Annotated in this window: 8 protein-coding genes and 1 pseudogene; 1 reads left to right on the top strand and 8 read right to left on the bottom strand. The window is 64.5% G+C overall.

The genetic code is table 11. The annotated features are described in order from the left end of the window. The 8 genes and pseudogenes from EN738_RS36395 to tssA form a co-directional block, all read right to left on the bottom strand. A pseudogene (locus EN738_RS36395) lies at positions 1 to 131 on the bottom strand (type VI secretion system-associated FHA domain protein TagH); the annotation flags it as partial. After that, complete coding sequence (gene tssG, locus EN738_RS22070; protein WP_127285568.1) at positions 128 to 1,195, bottom strand: type VI secretion system baseplate subunit TssG; 1,068 nt, start codon at positions 1,193 to 1,195, stop codon at positions 128 to 130. The pseudogene EN738_RS36395 and the gene tssG, both read right to left, overlap by 4 nt. Next, positions 1,159 to 3,033 (bottom strand): type VI secretion system baseplate subunit TssF, encoded by a 1,875-nt coding sequence (tssF, locus tag EN738_RS22065; protein WP_127285567.1) that lies wholly within the window; start codon positions 3,031 to 3,033, stop codon positions 1,159 to 1,161. The genes tssG and tssF overlap by 37 nt, the downstream gene beginning before the upstream one ends. A gap of 1 nt (position 3,034) precedes the next feature. Beyond that, positions 3,035 to 3,790, bottom strand: coding sequence for a type VI secretion system baseplate subunit TssE (gene tssE / locus EN738_RS22060; protein WP_127285566.1), 756 nt, complete (start codon positions 3,788 to 3,790; stop codon positions 3,035 to 3,037). Then, positions 3,777 to 4,232, bottom strand: a complete 456-nt coding sequence (locus EN738_RS22055; RefSeq protein WP_127285565.1) for an Hcp family type VI secretion system effector — start codon at positions 4,230 to 4,232, stop codon at positions 3,777 to 3,779. The genes tssE and EN738_RS22055 overlap by 14 nt, the downstream gene beginning before the upstream one ends. Before the next feature lie 49 nt (positions 4,233 to 4,281). Continuing rightward, positions 4,282 to 5,790, bottom strand: a complete 1,509-nt coding sequence (gene tssC / locus EN738_RS22050) for a type VI secretion system contractile sheath large subunit (RefSeq protein ID WP_127285564.1) — start codon at positions 5,788 to 5,790, stop codon at positions 4,282 to 4,284. 3 nt (positions 5,791 to 5,793) lie between these two features. Continuing rightward, the gene (gene tssB / locus EN738_RS22045) at positions 5,794 to 6,333 is read right to left on the bottom strand and encodes a type VI secretion system contractile sheath small subunit (protein ID WP_127285563.1); all 540 of its coding nucleotides are present in this window, start codon (positions 6,331 to 6,333) and stop codon (positions 5,794 to 5,796) included. 6 nt (positions 6,334 to 6,339) lie between these two features. Further along, on the bottom strand, positions 6,340 to 7,515 hold the full coding sequence (gene tssA / locus EN738_RS22040; protein WP_127285562.1) for a type VI secretion system protein TssA: 1,176 nt from the start codon (positions 7,513 to 7,515) through the stop codon (positions 6,340 to 6,342). A gap of 334 nt (positions 7,516 to 7,849) precedes the next feature. On the opposite strand from tssA, the gene EN738_RS22035 reads away from it, so the two are divergent. After that, complete coding sequence (locus EN738_RS22035) at positions 7,850 to 10,687, top strand: ATP-dependent Clp protease ATP-binding subunit (RefSeq protein WP_127285561.1); 2,838 nt, start codon at positions 7,850 to 7,852, stop codon at positions 10,685 to 10,687. The last annotated feature ends 608 nt before the right edge of the window (positions 10,688 to 11,295 follow it).

Genomic DNA, 11,295 nt, shown 5'->3' with positions numbered 1-11,295 from the left:
AACATGTCCGGATCGTCGATCTGCCAGCCGGCGTCGGCGCTGCGGCCGATCACCAGCTCACCCTCGTCCAGCCGGGTCTGCCTTACCGCCTGGGTGCGTGGCCCTTGCTCCAGCGTAAGCAGCAGACTCATGCCGCGACCCCCGCTATCTCCGGCCGCCATCCGACGATCGTGCGCAGCCGCAGATCGTCAGCATCCCCCCTTTCGGCGGGCCGCGCAAGCCAGGCAGTGCGGGCAAGCTGCACGGTTCCGATGCGCGGCGGCGGCACGGCCTCGCGCGCGAGCACGATGCGTAGGTCGACGTCGAGCGCTTCTCCGAGCATCTCGCGAACCGCCTGCTTGAACAGCGCCAGGCGCTGGCCGCCCGGCAGGAAAGATTTGAAATCCTCCAGGCCGAGCGGACCAACGCGCAGCTCGATCCGGCTCTGGCGGCTGAAAACGCGCGGGCCGATCGTCGCCCCGCGGCCGAGGACCGCGTAGGCCTTGGCAAGCCTGCTCTGCAGCGCGGCCGGCAGCGGTATCCAGGCAGCAATGAACTCCTTGACCTGCACCGGCACCTTGAAGGCTTCGGCCAGGAACAGGGTGAGCCGCTCGGGGCCGTCGACCTGGCTGGCCAGCGAAGCGGCCTGGCGCAGCCTGACGGTGTCGAGCTCGGGATTCTGGGTGCCGGGAAGGCCAATGCCGGCCATCGCTTCCAGCATTGCGCGAACCCGGCCGCCGACGGCCCGTTCGACCTGTACCGCCGGGTGGGCATCCGCCCAGGCCCGGTAGTAGAGCGCAATCATGCGATGCTGTAGAATGTTGGCGAAGTCGACAAAGGTGGTGTCGCTGGTCTGCCTGGCATCGGCGCCGGTGAACCAGCGCTGCGACAGGCGATCAAGCACCCAGCGGGTCAGATGCAGCGGCAGCGGGCCTTCGGGTCCCATCAGGCCAAGATTGGCAACCGTGACCCGCGCCGGCGCGTTGTCGGCTGCTTCCTGGAAGTCCACTACGTCCCTGGCCGAAAAGCTCAGGCGCACATGCTGACCGAGCCTTGCCGGCTCGCGTTCCAAGCGGCCGGAATAGCCGAACAGGCAACCCCTGCGTTCAAGCCGGCGCAGCAGCTCGAAGAAGTCGAACGACTGAGACAAATCTTCGGTCCGGTCCGGTCCGACCTTGTCTAGATCAGGTAGCGATTGCCGGGCGTCATCGGCCATGGCACATCCTCCTGCTTCTGCAGCAGCCGTGTACGGGTCCGCACAAAGCCGTTTATCCCGGCGTGGCGGGCAAACAGCCGCGCAAGCAAGGCCGAAAGCAGCAGCGTGCTTTGCCCCGCAAGCACGGACTGGTCCACATGCAAGGTCACTTCCGTGCCTCTGCCGAAGCACATCGGTCCGTCGATCTGCAGCCGTTCGATGACCGGGCGCGAGTCGATGCGAACGATCGAATGCACGTTGCGGGCAAGGCCCGGATCGCCCCGGTCGGCATAGAGGTCGAGCAAGGCATGGAGCGGATCGATGCCGCGACCCTCCTTGGCGAGGCTGAGAAAGTTGAGCCCGAGCTGGGCGACGAGCCGCCAGGCGAGATTGTCGGCCCTCGATTCACCTTCGGCGCCCGCGGGCAACGCGGCGGGGATCGCCGGCTGCGGCGGCCGCAGCGCGCCGATGAGCCTGACCGCCTCGACCGGATCGGCCGTCTCCAGCGTCAGCGTTGGGGTGTCGTCGAGGATCGGCAGGTCGCGATTGGTGCAAAGCGCCATCACGTCGAGCCGCCTTATGGCCCGGTTCGCCGGGCTTGTGACCGGACGGGAGATCGCCAGGAAGACATCGTCCCCGGTGTAGGAGGTGCGGGTCAGGCCATCGCGCCGCTCATCCTCGGTCGCCCGGCGCGGGCGGCGCTCGGTGGAATAGACCCAGCCGCTGCCGCGGTTTTGCCCGAGGCTGAAGAGCTCGGGTATTTCGGCGTCGCTGCCTTCGCTCTCGGCGTCCTCGACGCGAGTGACCCGGTAGATCTCGAAGTCGCGCGCGCGCGTGCGGTCGGCATGCAGCACTTGCCGCGTCCTGCGGGGGTCGAGCTCGACGACGTTGCACTCGCGCTCGAAGAGATTGATGATCGGGGTGACGAAGAGTTCGAAATCGGCGGGCGTGAGGTCGGCAAGCTCGGGCACCGGGCGCCGGAACATGAAAATGATCTCGAGCCCGCCGTCGCATTTGCGCATGACGGGCTGCAGGCCGGACACCCGCACATAGTGGAAGCGTTCGGGCATCATGAAATATTCGCGCAGCAGGCGGTAGCCTTCGAATGTCGGGCGGGTACGGGGCATCAAGGCTTCGTCGTCGCCGATACCGACCATTTCGGGCTCCGGCAGCGGCGATATCGGATTGGTCTTGCCTTCGGCCCGTGCGCCAACCGCCGAGCAGGCTCCGAAAATGGCGTCGAAAATCAGCGGCGCCTTGGCGCGGCCGGCCAAATAGAGATCAAGCCGATCGAGCGCGAGTTCGTTCAATTTGCCTTTGCCGGTCCGGGTGAATGCCACGCGCAGCGCAGCTTCGCCGGCCACGCCGCCGATCGGCGGGATACCGGCCGCCGCCAGTCCGCTGCGATCCTGGAAATAGCTGACGGAACTGACCGCGATCGGCCACAGCGTGATCTCTTGCGCGGTGGTGTAGGTGCAGCGTGTCGACAGGCCGGGCTGCAGGCTGGAAACCAGCCTGGTGTTGCGCTTGACGACATGCCCCGCAATCATCGACTGGACTTGCTGGCCGGGTTTCAGCACCGCCATCGCGGTCGCCGGCGCCGGTGTGACCAGATCGGGATAGAGGACGTCGAGCACGGCGCGGGTGAAGCGGGAGCGCTCGGCATCGACTTTCAGCCGGGTGCGCGCGGCGAGGAAGGCCACACCGTCGAGCAGGCGCTCGACATAGGGGTCAGGGCACGGCACCGTATCGAGAGAAAGGTTGCGGGCGATCGCCGGATGCATGTCGGCGAATTCCGCTGCCAGCCCGCGGATATGGGTCAGTTCCTCCTCGTAATATTCTACGAAGACCCGATCCATCTCAGCTTTCCCCGAATTCGGTCCGCGCCAGGCCGTTGTCGAGATTGATCGTGGTGCGAAGGCGCAGCCGCTCCGGCGTCGGCGTCATGATCAGCACCGCGTCTATCTCGATCTTCAGACCCACGCTTTTGTCGCCAAGAGTGACGGTGACCGTGGTGGCGCTTTCCTTCAGGCGTGGCTCGAACGTGGCGAGCACCGCGCGGATCTCGCGCGCCAGCACGTCGCGGTCGAAGTCGCGCGATGAACGCCCGGAGAAGGAAGGCACGCCGTAGTTGACCACGCTTCGGCGGACTTCCGGAAAATCCGCCAGCGACGGCGGATCGTCCAACGCCTGCTCGCGCTCGAGATCGGAAAACAGCGGAACGGATTCGAAGCGCTCGGTGTTGAACAGGGCCTCGATGTCGCGCCGCACGGCCTCCCTCAGCACGCGCGCCGACACCACCACGCCGCGGCTCTCGATCTCGGCGCGATGCTGGGTCTGGAAGGTCAAACGGTGCAGGCGCCGCTTCTGGTCAGGCGTCAGCTCAGCATCGGCGTCGATGGCCCGCGCGCTACCGGCAAGAAATGTCTCCAGGCGGTCCGCGCCAAGCTCGTCCTGCAGGAGCTGGCGCAGCCCGTCTATCTCGGAGGTCAGCCCGGGCAGGTCGTTGACGAGGCGGTCCCAGAGAGAGGGCTGGACCGCCTCGCGCGTCGCTCGCGAGCTGCCGGCAAGCCGCGGCTTGTTCGCGCCGGGCCGCCGGACCTCACTTGCCGACATAGACATCCATTTCGATTTCGTCGTCCTTGTCGTAGACGAATTTGATCTTCTTATAGGCGAAGCTGACTTCCTCCTCGATCAGGTCGGCTTCGTCCTCGGCCTGCTGCATGTCGTATTCCATAATGGAGGCGTCGGTGAGCGTGACGACCAGATAGTCGCTGGTCTCGCCGTCGATGGTCCGACGCGCGGAAAACACCACCTCGTCGAGAGCCTTGTTCTCGAACAGCGCCTTCTTCAGATAGGGCGAGGACTTGTCATAGTGCTTGGTGAACTTGATCATCCCCAAGGCCACACGACCGCGGCGCGAGAGCGAATTCGGATCGTATGGCGCGACCATCTTGTAGTCGACGCCATGGATTTCGATCTCGTCCTCGTGGCCGTCTCGCACGCTCGGACCCTTGATATCCGGAACTTTCAGGAATCCATCGATCTTCACAGGCATTGTCTTTCTCCACCGCTCTCAAAACGAAACAAGATCACATTGCTTTAGTTCAACCCTTCACTGACGGGAGTTCTGACACCAGCCGGAGCGAAGCGTTGATGCCCTCCAACTGGTAATGCGGGCGCAGATAGAAGCGGGCGTTGTAGTAGCCCGGCCGGCCCTCCACGCTGTCCACCTGGACCTCGGCCGCGGCAAGCGGACGCTTTGCGCGCGCCTTGTCGTCGGCGAAGGCCGGGTTGGCCAGCACGTAGCGGTTGATCCACTCGGTCAGCCAGATCTGCATGTCCGAGCGTTCCTTGAACGACCCGATCTTGTCGCGCGCGATGGCCTTGAGGTAATGCGCGAAGCGCGACACCGGGAACAGGTAAGGCAGATTGGCGCTCAGGCGTTCGTTCGACTGCGCGTCGGGATCGACCAGTCGCCCGGCACGCGTCTCGTCGTCCTGCAGCGAATGGGCGCCGATGAAGGCCGCGAGGTCGGTGTTCTTCCGGTGCAGGATGGGCATCAGGCCGAGCTTGGCCAGTTCAGCCTCGCGGCGGTCGTCGATGGCGACTTCCGTCGGGCACTTCATCGCGATCGACCCATCGTCGGTCGGGAAGGCATGCACCGGCAGGTTGAGCACGGTGCCGCCATTCTCGACGCCGCGGATCTGCGTGCCCCAGCCATAGAGCTTGTGGCTGCGGTTGATGTTGACGCCCATCGGGAAGGCGGCGTTCATCCAGACATATTTGTTGTGGTCGCCCTCAACCTCCTCCTCGAAGGTGAAGCCCTTCACCGGGACGGTCTCGGTGCCGTAAGGCAGCCGGGCCAGCACGCGCGGCATGGTCAGGCCGATGTAGCGCGCATCCTCGCTCTCGCGCAGCGACTGCCACGAGGCGTAGGCAGGGTTGTTGACGATCATCTGCAGGTCTTGCGGGTTGGGCAGCTCCTGCCAGCTGTCCATACGGAACAGGCGCGGCGAGGCGGCCGCGATGAACGGCGTATGCGCAGAGGCGCAGATGCCCGAGATGTTGCGCAACAGGCCGACATCGCGCGGATGGTTGGAGAATTCGTAAGCGCCGACGATGCAACCGATCGGCTCGCCGCCCAGCATCGAATACTCGTCCGTATAGACCTTCTTGAATATCGGGCTCTGATCCCACATCTGGCCTTCAAAATCCTCGAGCGTGTCGGCCAACTGCTCCTTGGAGATGTTCATCACCCGGATCTTGAGGTGCTTGGCATCGGTCTCGGTGTTGTTGATGAGATACCAGAGGCCGCGCCATGTGCCTTCCATCTCGCGCACTTCCGGCGCGTGCAGGATCTCGTTGACCTGCGTGGTCAGCATCTTGTCGATGCCGGCGATCAGCGACTTGATCGACTTGATCGCATTGGACGAGATGGTGGTGGTCTCGGAGCGGGACTGTGCCGCCAGCGCGAGATTGCGGACCAACTGCTGCAGCTTCTCGCTGTCGTCCTTCTTGACCTTGAAATCCTTCTCGAGGAGCCCGCTGAACTCTCCGAGGTCGATGGCTTCCGCCTCGGCGGTGACGGCTGCGGTCTTTTGCTGTTCGGCCATGACTTATTCCCCAACCTTGTCGTCGTCAGATATTGCCTGGCTGGCGATCTTGCTCAGAAGCGGCTCGTTGTTCAGAAGCTGGGCGATGCGCTTCTCCGCGTCGACACGGCCATCCATGAAGCCGAGCAGCTCCTCGAGCTGGCGACGCATCTTGAGGATCTCGGCCAGTTGCGGGACCTGCTCGGCGATCTTGTCCGGCGCGAAATCACCCATCTTGGTGAAGGTGAGATCAAGCGCCAGTTCCTCGTCCTTCTCGGCGCCTTCTGCTTGCGGCAGCGTGTTCTTCACCCGCGCCTTCACGCGTGGCCCCATCGCCTCCATGAACTTGGGGAAGCGGTTGGCGTCGGTCTCGACGAAGGCGCGGTCCAGCAGCGACTTTGAAGCCTCCCTGGTCTGCGAAGCGCCGGAAAGGTCGGCCATCACGCCCATGACGAACGGCAGTTCTATCGTCGTCGGGCTGCCGTAGGTTTCGACGTCGTAGGCGATCTGCACCCGCGGCGCGCGATTTCGTTCGATGACCTTCGCTTTGCTTTCGGCTGGCATGTGTTGCTACCTTTCATCCTTCTGGGCCGTCTTCTTGGCATCGGGAACGCCGGCCAGAAGCCGGAATTCCTTCAGTCCCGACGGGGCGAGATCTTCCATCAGTTCAACAAAATCCATGTGCACCATGCGGCGCACACGGCGGGCGAGATGCGGGATCGGGCTGGACGGCTCGGTGCGGTCATAGAAAGCGACGACCAGGTCGAGGCATTTGACGACGTCGTCGCGCGAGGAAATCCGGTCGGGCAGCCCGGTGCTCTGTTCCGCGTAGCTTGCCACACTTGCCATCGTATCGGCTCCATGACCGTTTCGAGCAGGCACTGCCGGTTCCGCAGGTGAGGGAGATGCTTTGGCCGCGCCATTCGCCACCGTGGCGCCGGCCGAATTCCTTTCCAGCGTGGTCAGCAAACGCTGCAGGAACCGTTTCAAGTCCGGGACGGCAGGGCCGTTGCCTTCGATGCGGGCGTTGAGCGCCGTCTCGACCGCATCGAGAGCGGCGATCGCCGCGCGGGCGTCGGCCAGAAGCGAGGTCATCTCGGCGCCGGCCTGATCGATCTGCGCCGCGCATCCGCTGCGCACCCGGTTCAGCAACTGGCTGTGGGCACTTGCAAGCGCTGCCTTTTCGGTCGCATTCAGCCCGGATGCCGCCTCCTGGAGCATGACGCGCTCGTCGAGAGCGCCTTGTTCAAGGTCGCGGCCGCTGATCGGCCCGATCGGGCGCGGCGCGAAAAAGATCATCTGCCGCAGGTTAGCCAGCAGGCCGTCCTGGCCGTTCTGGAGGTCGAGCAGGGCATTTATACGACGCAAGGCGGCGTCGCGCGGCGTCGCAGCGGATCGCAGCGCCGGGTGCAGGGTTTCCCAGTGGGCGTCGAACGTCTGCGCAATCAGGCTCAGGCCCTCGGCCAGTCCGGCCAGCCGGTATTCATTGGCCAGGGCACGCGTGACGATGACGAGAAGGCGCAGATCCCGGCCGCGCGGACGCAATTCCTCGGTCTTGGCAAGCACGGCGGGCCAGTCGATCGGGATGATCGCTTCCGCGGACGGCTTGTTGCGCTCGTCATACTCGACTTTGGTCTGCTGTTCGGTCAGGCGCTCCAGCTCATGAAAAGCCGGGTCGTTGCGCAAATCCTCACCTGACGGATTCTCACCGTCGAGAGGATTCAGCCAGAGTGCGAGATCAATCACACCAACCCCCAGGAGCGGCCTTTAGACCTTGCGTGACGTGAGGTTATCACACTGCGTCACTTTATCACAATTCAAGGACTGCTCAAAAACTAACGGAAGCTAAACGCGGCCGTTCTGTCGTCGAAACCCATGGCGTGATTGTCCGGCGCCGTATGTGAAATGCGTCGCATAGGCAGGGGCAATTTCGTGTTTGTTTGCTTGGGGATGCTGGGCTTTCCTTAAAACGGAAGATGCCGACCGAATCGGGGATCGAGGCGCGTCATCCATCACATGCTTTGTCAACCTGCTGCTTCTATGGCAGGGTATCGGCTGGCTGATTTCGGGAGCACGTTCGATGGAACAGCGCCGGTCATCGCAGAGCTTCAAGCGCAAGGAACTGGTCGCCAAGCTCAATGCCACGGGGGTGCGTGCCTTCAAGGCCGCGGCCGACACGGCCAAGCTGCGCGGCAATCCCTATGTCGAACTGGTCCATTTCATTCAGCAACTGGTGCTGTCGGAGCGCTCGGACGTACAGATGATCGTCGCCGATGCCGGGCTGGACGCCAGCCGGCTGACGGCGGACATGACCCGTGCCATCGACAAGCTGCCCTACGGCGCCACCTCGGTGGAGGAATTCTCCGACCACATCTTCCACGCCATCCAGGAAGGCTGGAACCTGGCGACACTGGAGTTCGGCGTGGAAGAGGTGCGCAGCTCCCATATCCTGCTTGCCTGCCTGAAGACGCCGGTGCTGGAGGGGCTGGTCTCGAAGATCAGCGCCGAATTCGACCGGATCGATGCGGACGGCGTCACTTCCCGCTTCGCCGATGTCATGGAAGGTTCGCTGGAGGCCGGCGCTGCCCCGGCCACCCCAGCCACGGAGACGCCGGTAAAACGCGGCCCCGGCGGGGATTCGGCGCTGGCGAAATATGCCACCGACCTGACGCAGCGCGCCCACGACGGCAAGATCGATCCGGTCGTCGGCCGCGATCCCGAGATCCGGCAGATCGTCGACATCCTGATGCGGCGCCGGCAGAACAACCCGATCCTGACCGGCGAGGCCGGGGTCGGCAAGACCGCGGTGGTCGAGGGTTTTGCGCTCCGCATTGCACAAGGCGACGTGCCGCCAACGCTGCAGAATGTCAGCGTGCGCATGCTCGACGTCGGGCTGATGCAGGCCGGTGCCAGCGTCAAGGGCGAGTTCGAGAAGCGGCTGAAGGCGGTGATCGACGAGGTCCAGGCCTCCGAGACGCCGATCATCCTGTTCATCGACGAGGCGCACACGCTGATCGGCGCCGGCGGTGCCGCCGGAACCGGCGATGCCGCAAACCTCTTGAAGCCTGCCCTGGCACGCGGCGAGCTTCGCACCATCGCGGCCACGACCTGGGCCGAATACAAGCAGCATATCGAGAAAGATCCGGCGCTGACCCGTCGCTTCCAGGTGGTCAAGATCGATGAGCCGTCGGAAGTCGTGGCCGTGCTGATGCTGCGCGGCGTCGCCGGCGTCCTGGAACAGCACCACAAGGTGCAGATCCTGGACGAGGCGATCGAGGCGGCGGTTGCCTTGTCGCATCGCTACATTCCGGCGCGGCAACTGCCGGACAAGGCGGTCAGCCTGCTCGACACCGCCTGCGCCCGCGTCGCCGTTTCGCAGCATGCCACGCCGGCCGAGGTCGAGGACATATTGCGTCGCCGCCAGGCGCTCGAAGTCGAGCGCGGCATCATCGGCCGCGAGGCGGCAATCGGCATCGAGGTGGCCGACCGGCAGGCCAAGGTCGAGGCCGGCCTGGCCGAAACCGAAGCCGCTTTGTCCGCCGCCCAGGCACGCTGGGACCGGGAAAAGGCGCTGGTGGCCGAGATCCTAGAGCTGCGCGCACGGCTGCGCGGCGAGGGCGTGCCGCTCGATCCGGTCGACGCCGAGGGTGCTGCCGGCGACGAAACGGCTGCCGCGACGGGAGCAGAGGCGCCCGAGAAGAAGGTGCTCGAGGCCAAGGCGTCGGAGGCGAAAGCCGCGGAAGCCAAGACCTCGAAGACGAAGGCCGAGAAAACGAAGGCAGCCAAGGTCGAGGCGCCCGTTGCCGAGGTCGTCGCCTCGCCACCGGATTCCGCCGCCGACCTGGCACGACTGCGCGAATTGATGGCGGAACTTGCCGCGGCGCAGGGCGAGACGCCGCTGATCCTGCCATCCGTCGACCGCAACGCGGTCGCCGCCGTGGTGCAGGACTGGACCGGCATCCCGACGGGACGGATGCTGTCCAGCCAGACCGAGAAGGCGCTCAAGCTCGCCGCCACGCTTGCCGAACGCGTGGTCGGCCAGGATCACGCGATGGAGATGATCGCCAGACGCGTGCAGACCAGCCGCGCCGGGCTCGGCGCGCCGGAAAAGCCGGTGGGCGTGTTCCTGCTTTGCGGTCCCTCGGGCGTCGGGAAGACCGAAACCGCGCTGGCGCTCGCCGAGACGCTCTATGGCGGCGAACAGAACCTCATTTCCATCAACATGTCCGAATTCCAGGAAGCGCATACGGTCTCCACCCTGAAGGGCGCTCCTCCCGGCTATGTCGGTTACGGCAAGGGCGGCATCCTGACCGAGGCGGTGCGCCGGAAACCCTATTCGGTGATCCTGCTCGACGAAGTCGAGAAGGCGCATCCGGACGTGCACGAGATCTTCTTCCAGGTCTTCGACAAGGGGATGATGGACGACAGCGAGGGCCGGCGGATTGATTTCAAGAACTCGCTGATCCTGCTCACCTCGAATGTCGGCTCCGAGGTCATCATGGACCGTACGAAGAACGGCACCGTGCGGACCGGGATCGATGATCTCGATACCGCGTTGCGCGGCCCGCTGCTCAAAGTCTTTCCGGCGGCCTTCCTCGGCCGTGTCGTCACCATCCCCTACTACCCGCTCTCGGACTCGATGATCGAGGCGATCGCCCGGCACCAGTTCGGCAAGATCGCGCGCCGGCTGCGGGCGACCAACGATGCCGAGCTGGTGATCGGCGAGGGCGTCATGGATCTGGTCAAGGCGCGCTGCACCGAGATCGAATCCGGCGGACGGATGATCGACGCCATCCTGACCAACACGCTGCTGCCGGAACTGAGCCGTGGCGTCCTGAACCGTTCGCTGGAAGGCGCCAAGATGACGAAAGTGACCGTCGGCGCTTCCGCGGACGGGTTCACCTACTCGTTCGAATAGTCACACCAACGCGCCTGCGGGGCGGCCATCGCCCCCGGTCTGGACGTGACCGGCAAGGCCCTGCTCACCGGCCCGGTCTGGACGGATCGGGAGGCGTTGCATTGGCGCGGCCATCGGTGAGGGCGAAGGCGGATGACAGCACGTCGAATTGCGCCACTCCCGCATGCAATCCCTAGCCGGCGCTAGCCTCGCCAAGATGCGCGGAAGTCCGTCGAGAGCGTATTGACAACGCCCCGCTGATATGAACATTTGACTTTGTGAGAATAACGATGTTCATGCAGAGGCAAGCGACCTCGGCTGAAATCGGGGGAGTTGGGAGGCCCAGTCACATGTCTGTTCGTGTTGTTTCGGGATTGCACCGGCGTGGACTGATTTCCGCGCGGCCCGGGCAAGATATGGCGTGATTGGTTGAATCAATGCAGGGTCCGCAACGGCCCTGTCCGCGAAGCTAGCATCGTCGTCGGCCCGCAACGGTGCATGATTTTTCTGGCGGGCGTTTGGGAGGATCTGCAATGCCTATTGGAAGTAGGAAGGATGTATCGCGTCGGTCGTTTCTGATGTCGACGGCGGCGGTTTGCGCCTCAGCTGTGGCGGCCGGCGGCGTGTCG

Origin of the sequence: Mesorhizobium sp. M4B.F.Ca.ET.017.02.2.1 (assembly GCF_003998955.1) — a bacterium.
In the GTDB taxonomy this organism is placed as follows: domain Bacteria; phylum Pseudomonadota; class Alphaproteobacteria; order Rhizobiales; family Rhizobiaceae; genus Mesorhizobium; species Mesorhizobium abyssinicae.
This window is presented reverse-complemented; position numbering and strand designations above follow the sequence as displayed.

Excerpts from the sequence above, each read along its gene's own strand:
- tssG (WP_127285568.1), bottom strand. The coding sequence starts at position 1,195 with ATGGCCGATGACGCCCGGCAATCGCTACCTGATCTAGACAAGGTCGGA.
- tssF (WP_127285567.1), bottom strand. The coding sequence starts at position 3,033 with ATGGATCGGGTCTTCGTAGAATATTACGAGGAGGAACTGACCCATATC.
- tssE (WP_127285566.1), bottom strand. The coding sequence starts at position 3,790 with ATGTCGGCAAGTGAGGTCCGGCGGCCCGGCGCGAACAAGCCGCGGCTT.
- EN738_RS22055 (WP_127285565.1), bottom strand. The coding sequence starts at position 4,232 with ATGCCTGTGAAGATCGATGGATTCCTGAAAGTTCCGGATATCAAGGGT.
- tssC (WP_127285564.1), bottom strand. The coding sequence starts at position 5,790 with ATGGCCGAACAGCAAAAGACCGCAGCCGTCACCGCCGAGGCGGAAGCC.
- tssB (WP_127285563.1), bottom strand. The coding sequence starts at position 6,333 with ATGCCAGCCGAAAGCAAAGCGAAGGTCATCGAACGAAATCGCGCGCCG.
- EN738_RS22035 (WP_127285561.1), top strand. The coding sequence starts at position 7,850 with ATGGAACAGCGCCGGTCATCGCAGAGCTTCAAGCGCAAGGAACTGGTC.